At 70.8% G+C, this 24,101-nt stretch carries 26 protein-coding genes and 1 pseudogene; 15 read left to right on the forward strand and 12 right to left on the reverse strand.

Annotated elements, in window-relative coordinates; all coding sequences use genetic code 11:
• Positions 1 to 13: 13 nt before the first annotated feature.
• From ABZ858_RS20970 to ABZ858_RS20985, 4 genes are all read right to left on the reverse strand, one after another.
• Positions 14 to 895: a L,D-transpeptidase family protein gene (locus ABZ858_RS20970; protein WP_361380459.1), complete on the reverse strand. Its 882-nt coding sequence runs from the start codon at positions 893 to 895 to the stop codon at positions 14 to 16.
• 87 nt (positions 896 to 982) lie between these two features.
• A complete protein-coding gene (locus ABZ858_RS20975) occupies positions 983 to 1,363 on the reverse strand; it encodes a DUF6009 family protein (protein WP_361380462.1) in 381 nt (126 codons plus the stop codon).
• Between the two features lie 202 nt (positions 1,364 to 1,565).
• On the reverse strand, positions 1,566 to 3,122 hold the full coding sequence (locus tag ABZ858_RS20980; protein ID WP_361380465.1) for a phage/plasmid primase, P4 family: 1,557 nt from the start codon (positions 3,120 to 3,122) through the stop codon (positions 1,566 to 1,568).
• Positions 3,119 to 4,174, reverse strand: a complete 1,056-nt coding sequence (locus ABZ858_RS20985) for a bifunctional DNA primase/polymerase (RefSeq protein WP_361380468.1) — start codon at positions 4,172 to 4,174, stop codon at positions 3,119 to 3,121. Before ABZ858_RS20985 ends, ABZ858_RS20980 begins: the two co-directional genes overlap by 4 nt.
• Before the next feature lie 858 nt (positions 4,175 to 5,032).
• Between ABZ858_RS20985 and ABZ858_RS20990 the strand changes: the two genes are divergently transcribed.
• The 5 genes from ABZ858_RS20990 to ABZ858_RS21010 all read left to right on the forward strand — a co-directional run bounded on the left by ABZ858_RS20990 (position 5,033) and on the right by ABZ858_RS21010 (position 9,829).
• Entirely contained in the window at positions 5,033 to 5,785 is a 753-nt protein-coding gene (locus ABZ858_RS20990) for a hypothetical protein (RefSeq protein ID WP_361380471.1), read from the forward strand.
• 123 nt (positions 5,786 to 5,908) lie between these two features.
• Positions 5,909 to 7,186: a ParA family protein gene (locus tag ABZ858_RS20995; RefSeq protein WP_361380474.1), complete on the forward strand. Its 1,278-nt coding sequence runs from the start codon at positions 5,909 to 5,911 to the stop codon at positions 7,184 to 7,186.
• The gene (locus tag ABZ858_RS21000) at positions 7,183 to 8,295 is read left to right on the forward strand and encodes a ParB/RepB/Spo0J family partition protein (RefSeq protein WP_361380477.1); all 1,113 of its coding nucleotides are present in this window, start codon (positions 7,183 to 7,185) and stop codon (positions 8,293 to 8,295) included. The genes ABZ858_RS20995 and ABZ858_RS21000 overlap by 4 nt, the downstream gene beginning before the upstream one ends.
• A 773-nt stretch (positions 8,296 to 9,068) precedes the next feature.
• Positions 9,069 to 9,521, forward strand: a complete 453-nt coding sequence (locus ABZ858_RS21005) for a MarR family transcriptional regulator (RefSeq protein WP_361380833.1) — start codon at positions 9,069 to 9,071, stop codon at positions 9,519 to 9,521.
• Complete coding sequence (locus ABZ858_RS21010; RefSeq protein ID WP_361380480.1) at positions 9,518 to 9,829, forward strand: replication initiation protein, RepL2; 312 nt, start codon at positions 9,518 to 9,520, stop codon at positions 9,827 to 9,829. The genes ABZ858_RS21005 and ABZ858_RS21010 overlap by 4 nt, the downstream gene beginning before the upstream one ends.
• Before the next feature lie 172 nt (positions 9,830 to 10,001).
• Here ABZ858_RS21010 and ABZ858_RS21015 read toward each other — a convergent pair whose 3' ends face one another.
• The 4 genes from ABZ858_RS21015 to ABZ858_RS21030 form a co-directional block, all read right to left on the reverse strand.
• Positions 10,002 to 10,202 (reverse strand): cold-shock protein, encoded by a 201-nt coding sequence (locus ABZ858_RS21015; protein WP_018569290.1) that lies wholly within the window; start codon positions 10,200 to 10,202, stop codon positions 10,002 to 10,004.
• Between the two features lie 210 nt (positions 10,203 to 10,412).
• On the reverse strand, positions 10,413 to 12,065 hold the full coding sequence (locus ABZ858_RS21020) for a helix-turn-helix transcriptional regulator (protein WP_361380483.1): 1,653 nt from the start codon (positions 12,063 to 12,065) through the stop codon (positions 10,413 to 10,415).
• Positions 12,062 to 12,382, reverse strand: a complete 321-nt coding sequence (locus ABZ858_RS21025; protein WP_361380486.1) for a helix-turn-helix transcriptional regulator — start codon at positions 12,380 to 12,382, stop codon at positions 12,062 to 12,064. The genes ABZ858_RS21020 and ABZ858_RS21025 overlap by 4 nt, the downstream gene beginning before the upstream one ends.
• 110 nt (positions 12,383 to 12,492) lie before the next feature.
• On the reverse strand, positions 12,493 to 13,065 hold the full coding sequence (locus tag ABZ858_RS21030; RefSeq protein ID WP_361380489.1) for a transcriptional regulator: 573 nt from the start codon (positions 13,063 to 13,065) through the stop codon (positions 12,493 to 12,495).
• Positions 13,066 to 13,262: 197 nt separating this feature from the next.
• Between ABZ858_RS21030 and ABZ858_RS21035 the strand changes: the two genes are divergently transcribed.
• The 3 genes from ABZ858_RS21035 to ABZ858_RS21045 are packed head-to-tail and all read left to right on the forward strand — an operon-like array spanning position 13,263 to position 14,243.
• Entirely contained in the window at positions 13,263 to 13,634 is a 372-nt protein-coding gene (locus tag ABZ858_RS21035) for a peptidase M23 (RefSeq protein ID WP_361380492.1), read from the forward strand.
• A gap of 21 nt (positions 13,635 to 13,655) precedes the next feature.
• Positions 13,656 to 14,030, forward strand: a complete 375-nt coding sequence (locus ABZ858_RS21040; protein WP_361380495.1) for a peptidoglycan-binding domain-containing protein — start codon at positions 13,656 to 13,658, stop codon at positions 14,028 to 14,030.
• Positions 14,031 to 14,042: 12 nt separating this feature from the next.
• Positions 14,043 to 14,243 carry a hypothetical protein gene (locus ABZ858_RS21045; RefSeq protein ID WP_361380499.1) on the forward strand — a complete coding sequence of 67 codons (201 nt, stop codon included), beginning with the start codon at positions 14,043 to 14,045 and terminating at the stop codon, positions 14,241 to 14,243.
• A 42-nt stretch (positions 14,244 to 14,285) separates the two neighbouring features.
• Here ABZ858_RS21045 and ABZ858_RS21050 read toward each other — a convergent pair whose 3' ends face one another.
• Together ABZ858_RS21050 and ABZ858_RS21055 are read right to left on the reverse strand one after the other, a co-directional pair.
• Entirely contained in the window at positions 14,286 to 15,452 is a 1,167-nt protein-coding gene (locus ABZ858_RS21050; protein ID WP_361380836.1) for an alanine--tRNA ligase-related protein, read from the reverse strand.
• Between the two features lie 308 nt (positions 15,453 to 15,760).
• Positions 15,761 to 16,858: an alpha/beta hydrolase gene (locus ABZ858_RS21055; protein ID WP_361380502.1), complete on the reverse strand. Its 1,098-nt coding sequence runs from the start codon at positions 16,856 to 16,858 to the stop codon at positions 15,761 to 15,763.
• Positions 16,859 to 16,980: 122 nt separating this feature from the next.
• Here ABZ858_RS21055 and ABZ858_RS21060 point away from each other — a divergent pair, with 122 nt between their 5' ends.
• The 7 genes and pseudogenes from ABZ858_RS21060 to argG all read left to right on the forward strand — a co-directional run bounded on the left by ABZ858_RS21060 (position 16,981) and on the right by argG (position 21,831).
• Complete coding sequence (locus tag ABZ858_RS21060; protein ID WP_361380505.1) at positions 16,981 to 17,832, forward strand: TetR/AcrR family transcriptional regulator; 852 nt, start codon at positions 16,981 to 16,983, stop codon at positions 17,830 to 17,832.
• Positions 17,833 to 17,870: 38 nt separating this feature from the next.
• Positions 17,871 to 18,011 carry a hypothetical protein gene (locus ABZ858_RS21065; RefSeq protein WP_361380508.1) on the forward strand — a complete coding sequence of 47 codons (141 nt, stop codon included), beginning with the start codon at positions 17,871 to 17,873 and terminating at the stop codon, positions 18,009 to 18,011.
• Positions 18,008 to 18,154, forward strand: coding sequence for a hypothetical protein (locus ABZ858_RS21070; RefSeq protein WP_361380511.1), 147 nt, complete (start codon positions 18,008 to 18,010; stop codon positions 18,152 to 18,154). The genes ABZ858_RS21065 and ABZ858_RS21070 overlap by 4 nt, the downstream gene beginning before the upstream one ends.
• Complete coding sequence (locus ABZ858_RS21075; RefSeq protein ID WP_361380513.1) at positions 18,118 to 18,360, forward strand: hypothetical protein; 243 nt, start codon at positions 18,118 to 18,120, stop codon at positions 18,358 to 18,360. Before ABZ858_RS21070 ends, ABZ858_RS21075 begins: the two co-directional genes overlap by 37 nt.
• Positions 18,357 to 18,562, forward strand: a pseudogene (locus ABZ858_RS21080) (TetR family transcriptional regulator); the annotation flags it as partial. The gene ABZ858_RS21075 and the pseudogene ABZ858_RS21080, both read left to right, overlap by 4 nt.
• 259 nt (positions 18,563 to 18,821) lie before the next feature.
• Entirely contained in the window at positions 18,822 to 20,228 is a 1,407-nt protein-coding gene (locus ABZ858_RS21085) for a hypothetical protein (RefSeq protein ID WP_361380516.1), read from the forward strand.
• 160 nt (positions 20,229 to 20,388) lie between these two features.
• Entirely contained in the window at positions 20,389 to 21,831 is a 1,443-nt protein-coding gene (gene argG, locus ABZ858_RS21090; RefSeq protein WP_361380519.1) for an argininosuccinate synthase, read from the forward strand.
• Between the two features lie 103 nt (positions 21,832 to 21,934).
• Here the strand turns inward: argG and ABZ858_RS21095 are convergent, their stop codons facing one another.
• Together ABZ858_RS21095 and ABZ858_RS21100 are read right to left on the reverse strand one after the other, a co-directional pair.
• A complete protein-coding gene (locus tag ABZ858_RS21095; protein WP_361380522.1) occupies positions 21,935 to 22,630 on the reverse strand; it encodes a class F sortase in 696 nt (231 codons plus the stop codon).
• 128 nt (positions 22,631 to 22,758) lie between these two features.
• Positions 22,759 to 23,379 carry a hypothetical protein gene (locus ABZ858_RS21100; protein ID WP_361380525.1) on the reverse strand — a complete coding sequence of 207 codons (621 nt, stop codon included), beginning with the start codon at positions 23,377 to 23,379 and terminating at the stop codon, positions 22,759 to 22,761.
• Between the last annotated feature and the right edge of the window lie 722 nt (positions 23,380 to 24,101).

A 24,101-nucleotide genomic window follows, 5' to 3' on the forward strand; every position in this document is an offset into this window, starting at 1 on the left:
ATAGGTCAGCGCCTCAGCTGCTGAGCGAGCCGGCGTCCCCCATCACGACCACCGGGTGCAGCGCCGGGTCCAGCGTGCGCAGCAACTCCTTCATATGCGCCTTGTCCAGGCTGACGCAGCCGTGGGTGGGGCCGCCGTGGTCGACGTGCAGCCAGATGCCGCCGCCCCGGTCCGCGCCGAGCGGGCGCGTCCAGTCCAGCGGGGACGTGCCCTTCTTGTGGTTGTAGTCGATGGCCACGACATAGTCGAAGGCCCCGGCGAGAGACTCGCCGTTGAAGCCGTCCCCGCCGACGGTGAACCCGCGGGAGCGGGTGTACGGCAGCTTGGAACCGGGGTCGGGCAGCCGTCCCCCGGCGTCGCTGAGGGTGAACACGCCGATCGGGGACCGCAGATCCCCCACATGGTGGTCGTCGGTCCAGCCCTTGAGCGCATTGTGGGCAGGCCAGGTCGCGCCCGGCCGCCAGCCCGCATCGGTGCGCTGGTACAGCACGACCTCGGAGCGGTTCGCGTTCTTGCCCTGGCCGGTGACCAGGACGACCTGCCGGGCGTCGCCGGGGATCTGCGCCAGGGTCTTCGGACCCAGGCCGGGAAGGCGGGCGGGCTGTTGCGGGGCCGGCGCGTCCAGGCCGGTCACCGGACGCGCGGCACCCTGCGTGGCGGCGGCCGGCATCCCGTCACCGGTGGCCGAGGCCGGGCCACCGCCACGCGCTCCACATCCGGTGACGGCGGCCACGACGACCAGGGCGGCAGCGGTCAGCGGGAGACGGCTGCCCACCCGGACCGGCCGGACCGGGAGGACACGTATCCGGTCGCGTACGGACGGGTCGCGGCGGGCACGGCGGGAGCGGCGCGGCGTGCGGCGGTGGTTCGGTGAAGCGTTGTTCGGTGAGGCCATGTCAGAAGCATCTGCCCCACGTTTCAGAAAGTCGTCAGTACTCCACCACAGTTGAGACACAGTTCACTGGCGGGACGGCGTTCGCGGTCAGGGGGCCGTGGCTATGGGCAGGGAACCGCACTGCGACCGGGGCGTCTTCGCACCGGGCTTCTTCGGTGCGATGGTGCGCGGGTCCACGGCCTCACCGGGGGCGCCCTCGCGGTAGAGGCCGTCGGGCAGGCTGTCGCGGTCGTGCGGCAGCAGGAAGAAGACCCGGCGCTTGTAGAGCCCGCTGTCGGGGTCGGGCGAGGCGTGCTCGTCGAGCAGCGCGTAGCCGACCATGCGTCCGTCCCGGGCGTAAGGCGGCTTGGTGTTGCGCCGCTTGGTCTTGTCCAGCGCCTGACGGACGTAGTCGAGCTTGTCGGGGTTCTCCAGCCACACCACCTCTTCCTCGTGGATGAGGTCGCTCTCGGTCAGTAGCGAGCTCATGGCTGCAGCCCCTCCTTCGTCGGCGTGCTCCCCGGCAAGGGGGACGTGGCCCGGCATGTGAACATGTCGCTCCGGCCCGCTCTCCGGCCGATGGCGGGCCTTCCTGGGGGAGCCGTCCCCTGCGGGGCCTGACGTCCATCGTAGAGCGCCCGCCGCGCGGGGGGCAGGGCGACGGGTGAGGACGGCTGAAGTCCGGCGGACATCATGGGTGCTCCAGCAGGGCGATACCCGGGTAGAACTTGCGCCCGTTCGACTTGATCATGTCGGCGGGTGAGGCCACTCCGACCTCCTGGCGGACCCGGTTGGCGAAGGCGCGCGGGGTCGCCGGCCTGATCCCCTCTCCCGCGTTGCACCACGAGCTGTACTCGGTGTACAGCAGGCCCTGTTCGACCCGCAGTTCACGCCCCGTCTCCCCGTCCCGGGTGCAGCATTCGGCGAGGAAGCGGCCGATGTGGTCCTCGGTGGTGGCGTAGGCGGTGGTGGCCATGCGGACGCGGTCGGGGCCCTCCAGCGGGTCACGGGTGGCGAGATAGCGCTGGGCGCCCTCGATGAGCCAGTGCAGGATGCCCGGACCCTCGTCCCGGACGAGTTCGAAGGCGAGGTTGTCGATCCGGCGGGCGGCCGGGACGGTCCGGGTGAAGGGCAGCAGCCGGATGCGCCGCCAGAAGGCGAAGCCGCCGGTGGAGACCTCCGGCCGGTGGTTGCCCAGCAGCCACAGGTGGTGCGTGGGGGTGAAGGAGAAGTAGTCCTGCCGCATCCGGCGGGCCTTGATCTTGTCACCGCCGGTCAGCAGCCGCACCCGCGCCTCGTCGAACTTGTCGTTCGGCTTCAGCTCGCTGCACACCACCAGGCGGCGTCCGTGCAGCTCGGTCAGCTCCGTGGAGTGCTCCGAGAACGCCCCCCGGTCCATCAGGAACCCGGGCGGGGCCGCGTCCGCGTAGTCCCCCAGGATCTGGATCATGGTGTCGAGCAGGACGGACTTGCCGTTCTTGCCCTCACCGTGCAGAAACGGCAGTACTTGGGCGCCCACGTCACCGGTGATGGAGTACCCGAGCAGCAGGTGCAGGAAGTCGATCATCTCCCGGCCCTCCTCGTCGGCACCGAAGGTGTCGGCGAGGAAGCGGTGCCAGCGGGGCGTCTCCATGCGCTGCGGGGCGACGCTGGTGGCACGTGAGTGGAAGTCCCGGGTGGGGTCGGCCTTGCGCAGATGGCCGTTGTGCAGGTCGACCACGCCCGCGGGGGTGCACAGGGCGTAGGGGTCGCCGTCCAGGCAGTCCGGGTCCACGGAGAGGTCCGGTGACGCCTTGGCCTGGGTGAGCAGGGCCTTCATGCCGGTGGTGGACAGGGTGCGGCGCTTGTGCTGGGCGATCTCGCGGTCGCTGAAGACACCGCGCGGGTCGCTGTCCGGCATCTCCTCGGCCATCTCCCCCGCGGCCCACAGTGCAGCCTTCTCACCGCCCGTGCGCTTCCACCGGTAGCCGTCCCAGGCGAACCAGCCCAGGCCCTCCACATGGCGGAACTGGTCCCGGTGCATCAGCACGAAGAGCCGCGCGTTGCCACGGTCCGACAGGGACGGGGGCAGCACCGCCGTTCCGAAGACACCTGGGGGCGGCGGCTGGGGCGGCCCTGACGGGGGCTCAGCGGCCGTCTGAGCGGGCAGCAGCGCCGGGCTGGACGAACAGGCCGACTCAAGGTCCAGCATCTGCTGAGCGGCAGCCTGCGGGTCGAAGCGCGGTGAGCTTCCGGCACTGCTGCTCATGGACGTCCTTTGAGGTGGAGAGGGCGGGCAGACCCTACGGCAAGGGCGTCGTCGACGATCGTTTCATTCCTGGCCTGCTGCCAGGGGCGAGCGTAGTGCGCGACACGGACGAGCCGGTCCCGGACGGCCGCGTGCTCCAGGTGTCCGGCGCCCACCAGTCCACCGGCCGTGTAGGCCGCCCGGTTGAGCTTCTCCGAGAAACCGGTCCCTTCCGAGGCCGCCACACAGCCCGCGACCTGGGCGATCAGCGGGTCGAGGAGCTGCTCCGCGGTGCCTGCCCGGCGGCGTACCGGACGGGCGGGAGCCCCGCTGGCGGCCTCCGGGCCACCGGCGGGCGGTACGACCGGCTGGGCGGTGACCACGTGCCCGGTGCGGGCGAGTTCGTTCCCGAGCCATTCCGGCAGGGCGGCCGGGGTCCGGGCCGTGCCCTCGGCCCGGTAGACGCCCTGCGCGGTCCGGGTGCCCGGCGCCACGATGTAGCCGCCGTCCGCGCGTACGTCGACCTGCCAGGCGAGCGCCGCGTTCCGTCCCGAGCCGGTCGAGCAGCGGAACCGGGTCGACGGGTCGGGGTTCCGGTACCAGATGTGCAGGCCGCCCGAGGGCGTACGGACCCTCAGCGTCGTCTCGTCCCCGGCCGGGTCTGGCGCACCCCGGTAGGCGGCCAGCAACGCCAGGGTGTCGAAGCCGGAGGCGAGCCCGTCGAGCGTCACCTGCTCGGGGATCGCGATCCCGGGGAGCAGCCGGGAGCGGTCGGCCACCGGTGCCGGGTGGGCGTCGATGTCGATGACGACCAGATCGGCCGGGCCGCAGGCGACGCCGACGCCCGCCGTGGGCGCCTCGCCCCACCAGCGGTCGATACGTCCGGTGTCGGTGGTCGCCGCGTGAAAGCCGTGGCAGGGACGGCCTGCGGGCAGGCAGGGGCAGGCGGCCGGCTCGTGCTTGCGCGCCCGGCACTGCGGGCAGTTCCCCGCCGGGGTCTTGCGTCCCGGTGCCAGCGGGTGGACCGGCCAGCCCCTGGCGGCGCACCAGCGCGCGACGGCGTGCGTCGGCACGGGCCCGACTCGGGCTGCACTTACGCGGTTCTCACCTTCGCGCGGCACAGGGGATCGTCCTCGTCACGTCTCATTGCTCGAACACTTCACGGACCTGACGAGCAGTGACATGCCCACAGGGACCGAAGGGACTCTAGTGCGAAAGAGTCTAGGGGGCATCGTGCGAAAAGTGGGGCTGTTCCGGGCCGCGTGCCGTTTTCTATCAGTTTTCCTGGTCCCTTGAGTCCCTGAGTCCCTGCGGGAGGGGGGTCAGGGGCCGAAGGGGACCAGGGACCGGGACCGAGGGGCTGACAGTGTCCGGAGTCCCTGCTGAGTCCCTGGGCATTTCCGCAGGTCAGAGACTTGCACCTCACGATACAGGGACTCTAGGGACTGAACTCGGCAATTATGAGCTGTACTTGATATGTGGTTCACATGCGCCCGCGCGTATGAATACACATGTCTTGTCTACGTCATAATTGCGCTTTTCAGTCCCTACAGTCCCTCCCGAGACCGCCGAAACCGCTCTGACCTGCGCAAACGCCAGGGACTGAAGGGCAGGGACCAACAGGGACCACAGCACTCTCGGACCCTGCCCTTTCGTCCCTGGCCGCCCAGAACCCCTACTGAGCCCCTACCGCCCCCTAGCGAGACCCCGCCCGTGCTTCTGGAGAGGCAACCGGTCGGTCCCTGCCGTCGTCTTCACCGCTGGCACCGCTCCCCTATTACGGCGTAATAGCCCGGCCCCCGCCCCGGCCGCAGGATTCACATTCTGTGAATCGGGCTTCGACACGACACAATCCCTCCATGGCGAAGCGCGCACGGAGCACGGACCGGACCACAACTCCCCTGGTCAGGCCGCCTCTGAGGATCGGTCCCTTGGATGCGGCCGCCCTCGTCGGCGAGCTGCGGCAACTCCACGAGGACGCCGAGGACCCGGACGTGGAACGTATGCCGGCCGACCACGAGGTGTACGGCGCGCTGCTGTACGCCGAGCAGCGCGCCGCTGCCCTGCGGGCTCAGTCCCTTGAGGTGCGCCGCGCGGCGGCCCTCGGGCGGGTGCGGTTGTGGGAGTACCTCAAGGAACAGGCGGAGCCGCACCAGGCCCGCGCGGTGGACGACGCCCGGGCCGCCGGAGTGCCCTGGGCGGAGCTGGCCCCGGCCCTGGCCGTGGCGGCGCCGAGTGCCGCGTACAACAAGGCGAAGCGCCTCAAGGCCAGCACCCTCACCGACGAGACCCCCCACGCACATCCGGTCCGCCGGACACCGGAGGCCGTCCTCCAGGCCGAGCGCCGACTCGTCCAGGAGCAGGCGGCGGAGCGCCGAGCGCAGGAAGCCGCCCAGCGACGGCACGAGGTGCTGGTCCCTCTCGCGGCCCGGCTGTTGGCGCAGCGGGACGGGCTGTCGGCGGACGAGGACACGGACTACTGGTTCGAGGAGATCGAGGCGGTCCTGCCGCACTGCCGGACGCCGCTTCAGATGGTGAGCCTCCAGCGCTATCTGAGCGCGGCCGTCCGGTCCCTGAGCAAGCAGGAACAGCGGACCGCCCGCCCGGTGGCCCGTACCGACGAAGCACACCTCGCACTGACCGCCGCGAAGGAGTTCGTGAACCACTCCCCTATTACGCCGTAATAGGGCACCCTCGGACTCGGAGAGGACGGCCGGACCCGCCCTCGGGTACCTGACGACTCACCAAGTCGTACTAACTAACGTGTCGGTGCTGTAGATGATCTCTCGCGTTAGTAAGGTAGCGGCATGAGTATGCCAGCCACCTCAAGCGACCGAGCGAAGGTCGTCTCCAAACTGCCGGGATGGCTCCGGCAGAACCTCAAGGTGAGAACCGCCCAGCTCGGGATCGAGATCCAGACCGCCGTGGAACAGGGCATCACCGCCTGGTGCGGCCTTGCCTCGGCGACCGCGCCGGTCGACACGGCGGGCGCCGAGTCCTTCTCCACCTTCCTGCCCCCCGGGCAGTGGGAGGACTTCCGGCAGGTCGCGGAGGACCGCCGGGTCTCCCTCATCCAGGGACTCGCCCAGTCCGTTCAGCTCTGGCTCGACACCAACCCCGCCCCCGACGTGCGACGGCCTGACATCACCCGCCGTATCGTCGTCTGCAACCAGAAGGGCGGCGTCGGCAAGACGGCCATCACCGCCGGTGTGGGTGAGGCACTGTCGGAGGACTCCAACAGGCTCTACCCCATCCGGGTCGCCAAGGCCCTGGCCTCCGCACTGCGCGCCAGCGAAGCCGAGGGCGAAGGCGGCACCGGCTCCGGCGAGCCGGTCAACGACCCGCTGGACATCGAGAAACTTCCCGGCCTCGGGCTGCGCGTCCTCCTGGTGGACTTCGACCCACAGTGCCACCTCACCAACCAGCTCGGTGCCGCTCCCCTGCCGATGAACGGTGACAGCCTCACCAACCACATGGCCGGAGACCCCAAGGGCGAGCTGCGGGACCTCATCGTCTCCATCGATGAGGACCACTTCGGCGGCAGGCTGCACCTTCTGCCCGCCTGTCACGACGCCTTCCTCCTCGACGTACGGCTGTCCGCCGTGCGCGCCCGGGAAGCCGCCCTGGAGCGGGCACTCACCCCGCTCGAAGCCGATTACGACGTGATCCTCGTCGACTGCCCGCCGAGCCTCGGCCTCAGCATGGACGCCGCCGCCTACTACGGACGCCGGCGCGACACCGAGCGGCCCGGCCAGTCCGGCGCGCTCATCGTCGTCCAGGCCGAGGACAGCTCCGCCGACGCCTACGATCTGCTCACCAACCAGATCGAGGACCTCCGCAACGACCTCGGCCTCGACCTTGATTATCTCGGCATCGTCGTCAACCTCTACGACGGCCGCCGGGGCTACATCGCGACCTCCTCCCTCCAGGGCTGGATCGACATAAAGGATCCACGGGTCGTCGGCCTCATCAGCGATCTGAAGGAGCAGAAAGAAGCAGTGCGCATGAAGCAGCCCCTGCTCAGTTACGCCCCCGCCTCGCAGCAGGCCATCGGGATGCGTGCTCTGGCGCGGGAGATCTCATGAGCAAGGCCGATCAGCTGGGAGCGGGCCGCTTCGGTGGAAGCGCCCGACCGGTCAGCGCCCGCCGTGCCGCGATCGGTGCCGCCACCGGTGTGCCCACCGAAGGGGTCGCTCCGCCCACCCGACTGCCCGTCGAACGCATCAGCCCCAACCCCGACAACCCGCGCACCACCCTCGGAGACCTCACCGAACTCGCGGGCAGCCTCCGGGAGCATGGCCAGAAGCAGGCCATCACGGTCATGAACCGGGACGCCTACACCAAGGCCAACCCCGAGCGCGAAGCCGATCTGGAACCCGACGCCACCCACGTCGTCGTGGACGGCAGCAGCCGACTGGCCGCCGCCCGGGAGGCCGGCCTGACCCATCTCAGTGTGATGGTCGACGACGAGCAGGGGAGTGACGGCGAAGCGATCCTGGAATCCGCGCTCGTCGCCAACATCCACCGCAACGACCTCGACCCGTTGGACGAGGCCCGCGCCCTGCAACGACTCCTCGTCATCCATGGCTCACAGGTCAAGCTCGCCAAGCGGCTGCGCAAGTCGCAGGGCTGGGTCTCCCAACGCCTGGCCCTGCTGAACCTCTCGCCCGAACTCCAGGCAGCGGTCGGCGAGGAACCTGTCGAGCTGCTCCGCACGGTGGCCAAGGAACCCCAGGAGCGCCAGGAAGCCGCCTTGGAGGAACTCAAGGCGGAACGCGCGCGCAGGGAAGCGGAGCGCAGGGCGGCCCCTTCGCCTTCGGTCGCTCCGGCGATTCTGGAAGGCCCGGCGGTGCCGCTCCCGGCTGCATCACCGGAAGACGCCGTGCCGACGACCCCGGTCTTGCCCCCGACCGAGCACGCCATCCAGGAGCCGGAAGCCGAAGCAGAGGAAGTAGAGGAAGCGGGGGAAACAGAGGAAGCAGAGGAGGCGGAGGACGTCGACTACACGGACCGCACGGACACGGTCCCTGAACCTCGTTCGGACTCCGCGACTCGGCGTCTGCCCTACGACAACGGTGCCTTCCTGGCCATGCACCTCATCCGCAAGATGACCGATACCGAGTTCGACCGGATGCTCGACCTCCTCAACAAGCACCAGCGAGAGCGACTGGAGTCGCAAAGCGGTCTTCGCTGAGCACCGGACCGACTGAGTCAGCCCCCTATTACGCCGTAATAGGGGGCTGACTCTTTCCCCGACCTATTACGCCGTAATAGGGGAGCGGGACGGGGACGGTCCGCGGCGCTGTCTGCTGCCGGGGCTCTCCTCACACCACCCAAGCCCCTTTTCCTCCAGCGTGGCTGAGCCGAGTGGGGGTCGTCCGAGGCATACGCGCGCCTGAGACGTCGGCTGCGGGCGCGTACTGGCTGACTTTCCGTGGTACAGGAACAGTGGGGTCCGGGTCAGTTCGCCATGGAGGAGACAGCGCGGCAGTGGACCTACGGCGGGTTGGACGAAGTAAGAGAGCGCAGCCCGCAAACCGCCTCTGACCTGCGGAAATGTGCACCAGGACCACGATCGTACGAACTGTGAGGCAGTTCCGGTGAACGTGCAGGGCGGTCGAGGGAACCGGGCACCCGGTTCGACGGGTCGTGGCACCCGGTTTCTGCGATCTGTGACCGCTGTTCAGCGATCTGCCACACGGTCCACAGGAACCGGCAAGCGGTCCGAGGGATCTGGGCACCGCTGTTCTGGAACAGCGGTAGATTGACGTCACGTACATGTCTCCGGCAGGAGGAGCCCTCGGTGGAGAGCCATGTCGGTATCCGTTGGTATTGCCTGGGGGAGCAGCGACACGGCCGACGGGCGGAGTTGATTGACTTCCTGCTCATGTACGTTAGGTTCATGTGGTCGGCCTGATGGTCGCCCTGTATGAACAGTGCAGCAACGCCCCACGCATGGAGGGCCTGTTGGGAGCAGTACGCAGACTGGTGGACGCCGATACGGGCGAGCCGGTCCCCTATGCGCCGTATGCCTTTTCCGGCAGGCATACCCAGGTGGACAAGGCGCGGGTCGAGGCCATCACGGAGTCAAAGGCGTTCACGCCCAGTCAGAAGTTCCTCGTCCTGTGGTGGATCGGTGTCTCGCCCGAGGGTATGGAGCCGCTGAGGGCCACGGGCGCGGACATCGCCCAACGGGTGGGCATGTCGACGGACGCGGTCGGGAAGATCAACAGAAAGCTGACCAAGCATCGGGTCCTGGTCGTCCGTGGACGCATCGGTAACTACAACTTCTACCGCATCAGCCCGTACATTGCCTTTCATGGGACCGGGCTGGAGCAGCGTGAAGCGGTGAGGACATGCAATCCGCCGGACATCCCGGGCTTCGACGAGAACACTCCAGCACGGTGGGAGGCAAAGTGACCAGTGACGACAAGCAGCAGAACCTCAAGCTGCTGGAGGCCACGGCCGGCATGACCGCCAACCAGCGTCTCGTCGTCATGCTGTACGCCCTGCATCCGACCGACCGCTCCGGGGCCGTGCTGGAGACTGCGGCGCAGCTGGCCAAGCTGGTGGGTATGGCTCCGCCCGTCTTCTCCCGGACGCGCAAGCAGGTCATCGGGCTGGGCTGGCTGGAGGAGACCGAGAAGATCGGTCATATCAAGTACTACCGGATCGTACCGGGACGCCTCGGGGCGAGGGTTGTCGTCCCGCTCCGCCGCGCGACCTGAGCCCCGCAACAAGAAACGTCCTGCGGATCGTTCCTCATGAACGTGAAGTACATGAGGTGCGATCCGCAGGACGTCTTTCCTGCTGTCTGGTCAATGTCCAGAAGAGTTTTCGAACAGTTCGATTCTTCGCTCAGAACGATTCTCCCGGACAGAGCCCGGTGGGCGCGAACGGTCAGCCGCGCACGATGTTCTCTGCCTGCGGGCCCTTCTGGCCCTGCGTGACGTCGAAGGTGACCTGCTCACCCTCGACCAGCTCGCGGTAGCCGTTGCCCGCGATGTTGGAGTAGTGCGCGAAGACGTCAGGCCCGCCGTCCTGGGCGATGAAGCCGAAGCCCTTTTCGGAGTTGAACCACTTCACGGTGCCGCTTGCCATGTACTTTCCTTCGTCTAAGTCGAGGCCCAGCCACCTTGCTCGTGGCGGGCCCGCTCGGGCGGGAACGTTTCGGCCACAGCCCTGCTCCGCCTTCGCCGCATCCATGGTATGCCGGAACCACTTTTCACACGAGGGTTCATCTGACTGCGGAAATGTGTGTGTCGCCGGTTCCGGTGTGCTGCTCGGGGCTGCTGTTGGGGCCGTGGGCTATTACGCCGTAATAGGGGGCTCCGGCGGCTCCGGGGTCTCGGTGGTCTCTGCGGCTTCCGAGGTCTGCGTGCCGACGGTGTAGGTGTCCTTGACCTTGACCTCCGTGACGCCGCGCCCCTCGGGGAAGACGCCGCGCCAGTCACCGATCACATGGAGTTCGTCGGTGCCCATCGCGCGGACCACCATCAGGCCCTCGTCATAGGCCCGGTGGGCCTTCCACCACAGGTTCACGAACGCCTGACTGCGGATCAGATGCATCCAGTCGGTGCGGTAGACCTCGCGGTTGTAGTTGGACTCGCCCAGCGTGGAGACGAACTTGGAGTACATCGCCTTCACATACGTCAGCGTCACCTCGTCGTCCTCGGTGATCGCCCGGTCCCGCGCGTCCTTGAGCGTCGTACGGAACTTCTCCAACAGGTTCTCCGTGGCCCCGGAGGTCCAGGACTCATGGATCTCCGGCGGGTCACACAGCCCGTACTTGGGTCCGGACAGGCGCAGCAGCAGCCGGAGCGTCGGCTCCGTCACCCACAGCGGGCCGGGTTCGTCCCGGCTGCCGATGGGGTGGGGGAGTACCGCGTCATGCGCCCAGTCCGGTGGGGTGATCAGGTGCACTCCGGCGCGGCGGCGGTCGTGGTGGCCGTCGGCGGAGTGCTCCAGCTGGCCGATGGGCAGATGGGTCTTGAGCGCGCTGAGGTAGGCGCCGTTGATGTCGAGGGCGGTCACCTCGTGGCAGCCGGGCGACAGTTCGGGCCTCGTCCACTTGGGGCGGGCCTCCCAGATCTGGTCGGCGCCGCGCGCGGACTGCTTGTGCAGGACGTCCGGCAGCCATGGGTGGGCGACGATGTCGTAGCGGCCGCCCTTGCGGGTGTGGTCAAGGAGCGCCATCGCGTCCGGGATCGCCCGCTTGACCAGGGCGGCGGTGGCCGCCTCGACATCGCCGCCGTGCTTGGCCAGGGTCTCCGTCACGGCGCGGCCGATCAGGTCGGGCACATCGTGGGCGGCCTGTGCCCGGCGACCGGCGGGGACGATCCTGACACCGCCGTCACCGGGGCGGGTGCGGGGGGCAGAACTGGGGCTGGGGCTGGGGGCGCTGACCGGGCGGGGGGTCTCTGTGCGCGCGGCGGGCGGTGCCGGCGCGGAGCACTCCGCGGGGTCCAGATGCTGCGGGAATCCGGCGACTTGCTGCCGGGCCGGTCCGCCGCACAGCACGCAGGCCCGGGGTTGGGCGAGGGCCTCGACGTCGTCCGCCGCGCCTTCGCCGTCACCCTCACCATGACCGTGGCTGCCGCTGTCACGGTCATCGCCGCTGTCACGGTCGTCATGACCGTTCCCGCTCGGCGGCGGTTCCTGCGCGGTGTCCTCATCGACGTCTTGGGGCTCGCCCCGGTCCTCAGCGGCGCCCTGTTCCTGGGCGGCCAGTTTCGCGCGGGCCCCGGAGAGGAAGTACGCGTACCTCTCGCGGACCTCGCCACTCGGGTCCCGTCCCGACTCCCAGCCGCCCACCGTGGACGGGCTGACGCCGAGGGCCTGCGCCACCTGCGTACGGGACAGGTTCAGCCCCTCGCGCAGTGCGCGCCGCTGCTCCGCCGTGGGCAGCGGCACCTCCTGCCGGGCGGTGGCCAGCAGGGCGTCGATCGCGTCGAAATCCGTCATCGCGTGGCCTCCTCCTGACCAGCACCAGCACCAGCAGCGGATCGAAGGGACCGTGCGACCGCGCGTCGCCGGGCGCTGTCCGGCAGCGCCTCGGACGCCCGGGTCGGTCCGGCCAGCAGGTCCAGTACGTCGATTCCGAAGTGCTCGGCGACCGCGTCGCAGTCGTCGAGACTCCAGGTGGCGGTCCCGGACTGACGGCGGCTCACCTGCGCCTGGCTCACGCCGAGGGCTGCCGCGAGGTCGGTCTGCGACTCGCCGGTGGCATGCAGGAGCGCCGCCACCGCCGAGCGCACCCGGTCCGCAAGATTCATCCGCATGATGCCGAACTTAACACTTGAAGCTCATGAACCATGCGGATAACGAATACTGCTCAGTGCATTACCTTGCCCATCCGCTGCCCGGCGGCACCGTCCGGTACGCCGCGCCGTCAGGCGGCGAAGCCGACGTTGGTGACGTACTCGTACTGCCCCCACTGCGAGCCCAGGTCGATGATCTGGTCGACCCACGCGTCGTCGAGGGCCTGGACGTCGTCGGCGGTCCAGGCCGCGATGATGCGGTCCCAGCGGCGGATGTTGAGGGCGCGGAACTCCACGACGCGCTGGCGCGGCCGGGGCACCTGGGACTGGTTGAGCGGGTGGATCTCCACCCGGGTGCCCCGGCCCTCCCGGTTGAGGCGGCCGAGCAGGTAGCGGGCCACGTTGTGGCGGCGGACGGTGCGGTACGCGGTCTCGACGCGTTCGAGGTTCTTGCGGGACGGGTTGCGCCGGCCGTCGAGCCAGGCCCTGAGCGTACGGTCGGTGACCGTCAGGCCCGCCGCACGGGCCGCCGCACGGGCGTGCGGGCTGCGGGTGAGGTAATGCAGACGGGCCAGCAGGCCGCGTCGCGCGGTCACCGGAGTGGCGATGAAACCGGCGAGGGCGTCGAGCCGGCGGGCGACGGCCTCATGGCCCTTGATGCCGCGGGCGCCGTACTTGCCGAACTCCTGGGTGCGCTCGGGCACGCCTGCCTCCTTGACTCGCCGCGGCCCCAGTATGGTCCATGCGGCCGCCGCCGCCCTGACCGGACCGTGGGATTCCGTCAGGGGAGGTCCCGAGAAGATGCGATTTTTTACAATACGGCCCACCCGGGGCGGAACACTCTGAGGGCACAGGGGCCGCGGACCGGCGGCCCGACCCACTTCGTCAACGGGGGAAACACATGAAGCCGTACCGACGTGCCCTGATAGCGGCGGGAGCCGCCTCCCTCACCGCGGCCGCCGTGTTCGTCGCACCGGCGGCGCAGGCCGACACGCACGCGCAGCTGAAGGCGAAGACCGTCTACGTCTACGCGACCGACGTGCACCTGCGGGAAGCGCCGAGGACCAGCGCCGTCATCCTGGCCACCGTCTCGCACATCCACCTCTCCGACTGGTGCCAGACCAACAAGAACACCACCCCGGTGGCCGACCCCAGCGGCGGCACCAACCCGTGGTGGAGCAGGGTCACGCTGACCACCGGCAGCGACGACGCCTATGTCAGCAACGTGTTCCTTCAGGGCGGCAAGAAGATCTCCGGCGTTCCGGACTGCTGAGCCGGGGGAGGGGAGACAACCATGCACCGCGTTCACCTGACGCGCCCGCGGCTCCGTCGCGCTCCGGCGGCCATGGCCGTGGCCGCCGTCCTGCTCTCCGTGCCGGCCGTCGGCGCCACCGCCCAGGCCGCGCCAGCCACTCCCGCGGCCGGTCTGTCACCGCGGGCCGCCTGCGCGTACTACAGCGGCCGGCCGCTGCTCGTGTACGGCGACCACGGCGCCGCGGTATCCCAGGCCCAGTGCCTGCTGGCCAACTGGCGCTATCTGCCCTGGAGCGGCGTCGACGGGGCCTTCGGCACGAACACCCTCGCCGCGGTCAAGAAGTTCCAGGGCGCGCACGGCCTGACCAAGGACGGCAAGATCGGCCCGAAGACCTGGGCAAAGCTGTACGGCTAGGGTCCGGCAGCTTTGGCAGCCCTGCACAGGGCCGTACGGACGGGTGACCGCAGTACACCGCGGTCACCCCCCGTCCGCCAAGTCCCCGCGGTCTGCGCGCTGGCCGAACTGCACCGGATCGAGGACACCCAGCTGATGCGCCAGGTGCACACCCGTATCGAGGAGTTCCGCGAGGACACGGTGACCCGGCCGCCGCAAAGCTTCCCCCACTGACCGGCACTGACCCGCACTGACCGGCGCCGACAGGCCGGGTCCTCATCCGGCGCGCAGGCTCAGGACCAGCTCGCGGGGCAGGCCGTGGGTGTCGTGCAGGTAGTGGAAGTCCTCCTCGTCCAGCGGGCCGCGGAACCGGGGCCGGGCCAGTACCTGGCGGCCGCGCTCCAGGAGACGGCGGAAGCGGCGCTCCTCCTCGCAGAGCACACGGCGTACGTCGTCCAGCGGCAGGTCCTGGCGGAAGTGGTCCAGGGTGTGCCGGATCAGTTCGGCGGGCAGGTCCCCGAGGCCGCGCGAGGGGTCGTCGCGCCACAGCACGGTGAGCACGCGGCGCACCAGTCGGCGCAGCACATAGCCGCGGCCGGTGTTGGCCGGGCGTACCCCGTCGCCGATCACCACCACGGCCGAGCGCAGATGGTCGCAGACCAGCCGGAAGGAGGACTCGTCCAGCGGCCACAGGACCGGCAGGCGCAGCCGCCAGGGGGCGAAGAGATCACTGTCGTACACGCAGGTGCGGCCCTGGAGCAGCGAGGCCAGCCGTTCCAGGCCGAGTCCGGTGTCGATGTTGCGCTGGGGGAGCGGCACGAGCGAGCCGTCGGGGAGGCGGCGGTGGCGCATCATCACGTGGTTCCACACCTCCACCCAGCGGTCGTCGCGGGTGGGTGTCGAGCGCGGCGGGGTGTCGCCGGTCCACAGGAAGATCTCCGAGTCGGGGCCGCACGGGCCGGTCGGTCCGTTGGACCACCAGTTGTCCTCGCCGGTCACCTCGACCGGCACCCCGTGTTGCTGCCACAGCTCCAGGGAGTCGGTGTCCGGGCCGACTTGTCCGTCGCCGCCGAAGACGGTGGCGTGCAGCAGGGCCGGGTCGACGCCGAAGCCCTCGGTGAGCAGCCCGTACCCCCAGTCGAGGCTGGCCGGGCCCTCGTAGTCGCCGAGCGACCAGGTGCCGAGCATCTCGAAGACGGTCAGGTGGGTGGGATCACCGACTTCCTCCAGGTCCGTGGTGCGCAGACAGCGCTGCACATTGACCAGCCGCCTGCCGAGGGGGTGCGGGCGCCCCTCCAGATAGGGGGTGAGCGGATGCATGCCCGCGGTGGTGAACAGCACCGGGTCGCCGGGCGGCGGCAGCAGTGTCGAGCCGGTGATCCGGCGGTGGCCGCGCTCCTCGAAGTACTCGGTGAAGGTGCGGACGAGCTGCTCGGTGTTCATGGGGCGGTTCATGGGGTGCTCCTCGCGTGCGCTGTGCGGGGTGGCACCGGACAACGGGTCCGCACGGTCGGCGCAGGGGAGCGGCAGAGCCCCGGAAAAACCACCGGCGGGCCGTTTCCGGTCGCCGGTGGGAGGGGGTACGTCAGGCGGCGGCAACCGGCGAGCTGGTCGCTCGCGCGGTCGCGGTGGTGCTTCGGCCGGTGACGTTCATACGGTCGACGTTAACGCGACCGGCCGCCCGGTGCACAGGATTTACGGCGTGATGGGCCTCACCGGTCACCGGTCACCGGCCATCGGGTGGTGGGGGCTCACCGGGGGACCGGTGTGCCGGTGACCGCCGGGCGGACCTTGGTGAGCATCAGCTCCAGGAACCGGTCCGGGCGGCGGAACGAGGCGAAGTGGCTGCTGCCCTCGATGAGCGCGAAGTCCTTGACCGGGGCGGTGACGTCGTCGAAGAACCGGCGGGCCGGGCCGGGCGGGGTGATCACGTCGTGCTCGCCCTGGAAGACGAAGAAGGGGAGGCGGAACGCGGTGCCTTCGGCCCACTCGTCGAGTGTGCCGCCGTCGAGCGCGACCCGCTGGGAGAAGGTCATGCCCTTGAAGTAGTCGCGCAGTTCGCGCAGCGTGTGCAGCGGTGAGAACCAGAGCGACCTGACCACCACGGTCTTCATGGTGTCGTAGGTGAGGGGGTCGGAGGTGACGAGGAGCTTGGTGTACGCCGACCACTCCTCGGTGCCCATGGCCTGCTCGCCCGTGTCCAGCGCCCGTACCGCGGCCAGTTCCTTGGTCTTGCCCGCGCGTTCCAGGCGGTCGAGGAGCGCGTCGCGGGCGGTGCGGTCGCGGCCGCCGGCGTTGATGTTCTGGTCGGTGCCGACGTAGGCGGAGTACAGCTCGGGGTGGTCGCGGGCCAGGCGCAGGCCGAGGACGGTGCCGAAGGAGTTGGCGACCAGCACGAGGCGTTCCACGCCCAGCCGGGCTCGGACGTACACGGTGACCTCGACGGCGTCTCGGTACAGGCGCTCCAGTGTCAGCTCGCCCTGGCCGTCCGGGCCGCCCTGGCCGTCCGGGCCGGTGCGGCCGAAGGTCTTGCCGGCGCCGCGCTGGTCCCACCGTACGACGGTGAAGTGCCGCTCCCAGGCGCGGGTGCGCGGGGTGTACGCCAGGTTGGAGGCGCCGGGGCCGCCGTGGATCTCCAGGACCACGGGGTTGCGCAGGTCGTCGCCGCGCAGGGAGATCCACTGGTCGATGCCGCCGATACGGACGAAGCCGGACTCGTCGATGCCGTACGGCGTGGTGACGCGCAGCCGTGCGGCGAGGGCGGCGCGCTTGAGCTGCCGGTGGGCCAGCAGCCCGGCGGCGGGCGCGGCGGCGAGGGCGGCGGAGGCGGTGACGATGACGCCGAGCATGTGTTGTCCCCCTAAACTGTTTATGGCATAAGCGATTGCGTTTAAGGTATATACAGTTGCTGGGGGTGTCAACTGCCCCCGCTCGGACGAAGGCGATCGGCAGGAAGGCAGGGAGGACGGCCATGGCGGGAACCGCGGGAGCCCGGGGGGGCAGGGGCGCCGGCTCCGCCAAGGAGAAGACGCGCGACCTGGAAGCGGGCATCGCGCTGCTGTGGGGCGAGCAGGACCAGCCGACCCGTGGGCCCAAGCCCAGCCTGACCCCCCGCCGGATCGCCGAGGCGGCCGTGGCCCTGGCCGACGCCGAGGGTCTGGACGCCGTCTCGATGAACAAAGTCGCGGGCGAGTTCGGCGTCTCGGCGATGGCGCTGTACCGCTATGTGCCCGGCAAGGCCGAACTCGTCGATCTGATGGTCGAGGCCGTCCTCGCCGAGCGGCCCGACCTGTCCGCCGTGGGCCCCGGCTGGCGCCCCCGGCTCAAGGAGTGGGCCCGCCGGTCCTGGGCCGTGTACCAGCGGCACCCCTGGCTGCTCGCGGCCACCGCGATGCGCCGCCAGGTCATGGGCCCGGCCCAGCTCGCCTGGCTGGACACCGCGCTCGGGGTCCTGGAGCCGACCGGTCTGCCGGGCGCCGAGCGCCACCAGGTCTTCCTGCTGGTCGTCGGCGCGGTGCGCAACCTCGCACAGCAGGCGGCCGACTTCGACGAGGACCGCGACCGGGAGTGGAACCGGCTGACCGGCGAACTGCTCGACCGCCACGCCGACCGCTTCCCCAGCCTGACCCGGGCCGTCGCGGAGGGCGCCTTCACGACGACGGGGACCGGCGCGACCCCATCGGCCGGCTCGGACACTCCGGCCGGCTCGGCCACTCCGGCCACTCCGGTTGGCTCGGCCACCCCCGTCGACCCGTTCGACTTCGCCCTCGACCGCATCCTCGACGGCGTCCACCTGCTCATCGACCGTGCGGAGGGGGTCTGAGCGGGGGCGGGGAGGGCCGGGCTGTGGCGTGTGCCGCCATGGCCGGCCTGTTCGAACTGCTGCTCACCGTGGACCTGCGCGACGAGGTGACGCGGCAGGAGATCGCGGAACTGCACGGGCACCTCGGTCTCGGCCCCCGGCCGCAGACCCTGCGCATCGTGACCGCTTCCCGTGCGTGACGGAGGACGACGACGGTGAACCCGTCGTCGAGGACCACCCCGAGCCGCTGCTCGGCTGCCACGGGGAAGGGTTCGAGGTGGGCGGCGTGCTCGGCTCCGCGCTGCTGTGCCGGCGGCACACGGCGCACGGCGCCTGGCGCTGACCAGCCGGCAGGAGATCCACCCCGACGGCTTCGAGCCGGCCGGTGAACTCCTCGGCCGGCTCGCGGCGAAGGCCGGCGACCGGCACCGCCACCAGGACGGCGCCGTCGCACTCGGCCGGCTCCGGGCGTACGAGGACAGCGGCCCGCCCGCACCGCTGCTGGTGCGGGACGGCGTGGTCCACTGGCCGTGCACGTGTCGTCCATGACGTCGAGACCTCAGCCGGCCCGGACCCGGAAGCAGCCCGGCCGGCGCCGCGCCGAGATCGTGCGGACGGCCGCGCGCATCGGGCTGTGCAGGACGCGCTGGAACGCATCACGCTGCGGCGCGTCGCCGACGAGCCGGGCGTCCGCCCCGGGCTGATCGGCCACTACTTCCCGGCCGCCGACGATCTCGTCAGTGAGGCGTTCCGCCACGCCGCCACGCCGCCACGCCGCCACGCCGCCACGCGGGAACGCGAGGCGCTGCTGCTCGGCGGCGACCAGGGTGAGCGCGCAGGAGACGGTGACGCGCACCGCCCTCACCGACCTCATCGAGGAAGGCCGCCGGGCCGGGGCCCGGGGCGGTCCGGCACCTTGCCATACGGCCGCAACACCGCCGCAACGCCTGATCACTACGGTCACGGTTGATCTGTCCCCGTCACCCTGACCTCGTCCGGAAGGCGCTGCCATGCGTAGCCGAACCGCTGTCGCCGCCCTCGTGCTGGCGGCGCTCACCGCGGCCGTGACCCCGGCGCACGCCGGAACCTACGGCCCCCTGCCGCCGTCGAACCCGTACACCGCGGCCACCGGCACCGCCACCATGCACGGCGACACGGCGAACTCCGACACCACGCCGTACGCGGGGACCGGCACCGCGCCGGTCACCGCCGCCCGCACCGCCCTCCAGTCGGCGTGCCCCACCGTCACCGCCGGAGGCGACGGGCTGATCGTCGCCCTGTGCACCCGCATCTTCGGCCGCAACCCCGTGGCCGTCCTCCTCGACCCGGCGACCGGCGGGCGGCTGGCCACCCTGGACCTGCCGCAGGGCAGCCTCTTCGGCGGCGTCTACGCCTACCTGGACCAGGACGACCGGCTCGTCACCGTCGATCCGGACGGCAACCTGCTGCGCGTCGGCCACCACCGCGGCGCCGACGGCACCTGGAAGCTGAGCGTGGACGCGAGCCTCCCGCTGGGCGAGGCCGCGCGCGGCGGCGTGGTGGGCCTGTCCCCGGACTGGCGGGGCAACGTCTGGTTCGCCACCCCCGCCGGCACGGTCGGGGTCCTCACCCCGGCCGGGGACGTGCACACCCTGGCCCTGCCGGCCGGCGAGACGGTGGCGAACTCCCTGTCCACAGTCCCCGGCCAGGCGGCGGTCACCACCAGCCACGCCCTGTACGCGCTCGACGCCGGCCCGGACGGCGTCCCGCACATCCTGTGGCGGCGCGCCTACGACCGGGGCACCGCCCGCAAGCCGGGCCAGCTGTCCTGGGGGACCGGCTCGACACCGGTGTACTTCGGGCCCGGCGACGGCACCGACTACCTGGCGATCACGGACAACGCCGACGACGAGGAGAATCTGGTCGTGCGTCGGCGCGACGGCTCCGAGGTGTGCACGCTGCCCGTCGTGGACGGCACCGAGGACGCGGTGATCGCGACCGGGCGCAGCGTCTTCGTGACCTCCACCTACGGCTACCCCTACCCGGCGCTGCCCGACGACGCCGGGCCCTCCCGGCCCGCGTCCGCGTCCTTCGCCGGCGGGCTCGCGCGCGTCGACGTCGACGCGGACGGCCAGGGTTGCCACCTCGTGTGGCGCAGCGCCGCCAAGAGCGCGGCCCTGCCCCGGCTGTCCGTGGCCGACGGCCGGATCTACACGGTCACGGTCACCGGCCCGACCGCCTCCGCCCTCGGCACCAACACCTTCGCCGCCTACCACTACGCCGTCCTCGACTCCGACACCGGCCGCACCCTCACCACCCGGTTCCTGGGGCTGGGGCTGCTCTACAACCCTCTGGAGATGACCGGCACGACGACGTCCGACGGCACGTTCTGGCAGGGCACCACCACTGGGGTGGTGGCCGTGCGCCGCGCCTCCTGAGCGCGGGGCGCGCGGGGCGCGCGGCGCACGACGGGGGGCGGCGCCCTGCGGCCCCGCGGTCCCGCACCCCCGTAGCCCGGCGGTCCGGAATTCGGACCGCCGGGGGCTATCGCCGAGGGGGGGCTTTGCATGGCCATGCGTAATCATGCATAATTTTCCCATGTCCAAGGTCCTCACCTCCCTTCCGGCCGGCGAGCGCGTCGGCATCGCCTTCTCGGGCGGCCTCGACACCTCCGTCGCGGTCGCGTGGATGCGCGACAAGGGCGCCGTCCCGTGCACCTACACCGCCGACATCGGCCAGTACGACGAACCCGACATCGCGTCGGTGCCCGGCCGTGCGAAGGCCTACGGCGCCGAGATCGCGCGCCTGGTCGACTGCCGCGCCGCGCTGGTCGAGGAGGGCCTGGCCGCGCTCACCTGCGGCGCGTTCCACATCCGCTCGGGCGGCCGCTCCTACTTCAACACCACGCCGCTGGGCCGGGCCGTCACCGGCACCTTGCTGGTGCGGGCGATGCTGGAGGACGACGTCCAGATCTGGGGCGACGGCTCCACCTTCAAGGGCAACGACATCGAGCGGTTCTACCGCTACGGCCTGCTCGCCAACCCGCACCTGCGGATCTACAAGCCCTGGCTGGACGCGGACTTCGTGACCGAGCTGGGCGGCCGCAAGGAGATGTCGGAGTGGCTGCTCGCCCACGGCCTGCCCTACCGCGACAGCACGGAGAAGGCGTACTCCACCGACGCCAACATCTGGGGCGCCACCCATGAGGCCAAGACGCTGGAGCACCTGGACACCGGCGTGGAGACCGTCGAGCCGATCATGGGCGTACGGTTCTGGGACCCCGAGGTCGAGATCCTCGCCGAGGACGTGACCATCGGCTTCGAGCAGGGTCGTCCCGTGACGGTCAACGGCAAGGAGTTCGCCTCCCCCGTCGATCTGGTGATCGAGGCCAACGCCATCGGCGGCCGGCATGGCATGGGCATGTCCGACCAGATCGAGAACCGGATCATCGAGGCGAAGAGCCGCGGCATCTACGAGGCGCCCGGCATGGCCCTGCTGCACGCCGCGTACGAGCGCCTGGTCAACGCCATCCACAACGAGGACACCCTCGCCCAGTACCACAACGAGGGCCGGCGGCTGGGCCGGCTCATGTACGAGGGCCGCTGGCTGGACCCGCAGGCCCTGATGGTGCGCGAGTCGCTGCAGCGCTGGGTCGGCGCGGCCGTCACCGGTGAGGTGACACTGCGGCTGCGGCGCGGCGAGGACTACTCGCTCCTCGACACCACGGGCCCGGCGTTCAGCTACCACCCGGACAAGCTCTCCATGGAGCGCACCGTGGACTCGGCGTTCGGCCCGGTGGACCGGATCGGCCAGCTCACCATGCGCAACCTCGACATCGCCGACTCGCGCGCCAAGCTGGAGCAGTACGCCGGGATCGGGCTGATCGGCACCGGCAGCCCCGCGATCGGCGCCGCGCAGGCCGCCGCGACCGGTCTGATCGGCAGCATGCCGGAGGGCGGCGCCGAGGCCATCGCCTCCCGCGGCAAGGCCCCCGACGACGAGATGCTGGACCGCGCGGCGATGGAGTCCGGCACGGACTGACCTCCGGCCCGGCCGCACCACGAAGGCCGCCCCGGCACCCAGTGGGTGCCGGGGCGGCCTTCGTGGCGGAGGGTCCGCAGGGGAGCGCGGCCTCCGTGCTCGACTACGTGTGCGTGGCGGAGTCCAGGTGTGCGAAGACGACCACGTTGTCCTCGTAGTCCTTGGTGGTGCGGTTGAAGGGGCCGCCGCAGGTGATCAGGCGCAGCTCCGGCGTGGCGGTGTCGGCGTAGACCTCGTCGTCGGGGAACGCCGCCTTGCTGAAGGTCTGCACCGAGTCGACCTTGAAGTGCGCGACGACACCGTCGGCGCGGGTCACGTCCACGTCGTTGCCGGTTTCGAGCGAGTCCAGCTGTGCGAACACCGCGGGGCCGCTCAGGGTGTCGACATGGCCCACGACGACCGACGCGCCGCGTTCGCCGGGGGACGCCCCGTCCTGGAACCAGCCGACGAGGTTGGTGTTGTCCAGCGGGGGCGCTTCGAGCTGGCCCGACGAACCGAGCGACAGCTTGGTGAAGGGAGCGTCCACACCGATGTCCGGGATCGAGAGCCGGGTCGGCGTGGACCGGGCCAGCCCCTTGTCGTCGTCACCGCCCGCCGAACCGGTGGGCCGGGGGGCGACGGACGTGCGGACCTGGACCGGCTTGCCGAGGCCCTCGACCGGGTTCGACAGGGACTGGTGGATGAGCACCACACCCACGCCCACCGCCGCCGCCGACCACAAGAGGTGGTGCCGGCGCGGGCGCGTGGTGGCAGGTGCGGTCCCGGGCTGCTCCGTCTGAGGCGGCTGCGAGAAGGCCATGCGCGGTGCCTTTCATGAACGGACGACGTGAGCCAGGCGGAGCCGGTGCCGCTGCCGCGGTCCGCGTCACCCGAGGAGGCGTGACGAGGACCGCGACGGCACAAGCGTCTGGCCGAGAGGGGAGGTGATCAGGCCACGGAGGCGTTCGACACCTTGCGGCGGCGCAGCATGTACGCCCCGGAGGCCAGGCCGCCGAGGAGCAGCGCGGCGCCCGCGCCCAGGCCGCTGTCCGAGCCGGCCAGGCCGCCGCCGCCGGCGTGGACACCGCCGTGCGGCTTGTCACCGCGGTCGCCACCACGGTCGCCACCACGGTCTCCACCGTGGTCGCCACCGTTGTCCCCGCCGCGGTCGCCGCCGCGGTCGGAGTGGTCGCCCTTGTCGCCCTTGTCGCCGTTGTCGCCACCGCGGTCGCTGCCGTGGTCGCTGTCGTCGTTGTCCTTGCCGTGGTCGCTGTCGTCGCCGGTGGTGCGCAGGGCGAGGGCGCCGCCGCCGGCGTGGACGCCGCCGTGCGGCTTGTCGCCGCCGCGGTCGCCGCCGCGGTCGCCGCCGCGGTCGCCGCCGCGGTCGGAGTGGTCGCCCTTGTCGCCGTGGCCGCTGTCCTCGTCGCCCGAGTCGTGCGACCCGCCGTCGAAGACCGCTTCCTGCGCGGACCGCAGCTGGGAGACGCTCATGGCGCTGGCGAGCGGCGCGGAGAAGGTGACTGCCGTGGCGATGGCCGCGGCGGTGAAGAGAGTACGAGTGATACGCATGTGGGTTCCTTCCGTCGCCCCTGCTAGAGCCGGCACACCGCCGGCCCACTCGGATCACAGGTGCGACGTGATCACATTCAGCAGGAATCCCGGCGCCGACCACCCGGGCGTTGCATTCGGAGTACGGAAGGGGCTTGTTGTGACACGGTCGGAGCAGGCGCGGCCCTCCCCTGACCCTTCCTCACCCCCGGCACCGGTCCGCTCGGCCGGCACACCTGGGTGACGCTCGGTCGGATCGACGGGAGGACGAGGTGCGGCCGCGTCAAGTGACACGTACGGGAAGCGAGTTGTCGCTGCCCGTGGGGTCGGGTGCGGTGTCGGCGGCGGTCGCGTCGCGGGGTCCCGCACGCTGTGCGAGGATCGGTGACGGGAAGATCAACCTATGCACCGTCATAGGGCATGGGCCTCGTCGGTGGCCCGGTCCGCGTCATCAGGAGGTTCTCGTGTCCTCGAAGCGACGCCGCAAGAAGAAGTCCCGCCGCAAGCACGCGGCGAACCACGGACGCCGGCCCCAGTGCTGAGCCCCGGCTCGGAGCCCCGGCCTTCGGGCCCCGCCTCCGAGTCCCGGCTCTGAGTCCCGGTTCAGGGGCCGTGGCACTGGAGCCACGACCCACTGAGCCCCGGCCACCGGGTTCCGGCCGGGAGGGCGACCCTCTGGGCAGCCCTCGGCGGAAGACCCCGGCACCCTACCGTGCCGGGGTCATCGGCGGTTCCGGTCCGCC

It is taken from the genome of Streptomyces sp. NPDC047017, assembly GCF_040644175.1.
GTDB lineage: Bacteria > Actinomycetota > Actinomycetes > Streptomycetales > Streptomycetaceae > Streptomyces.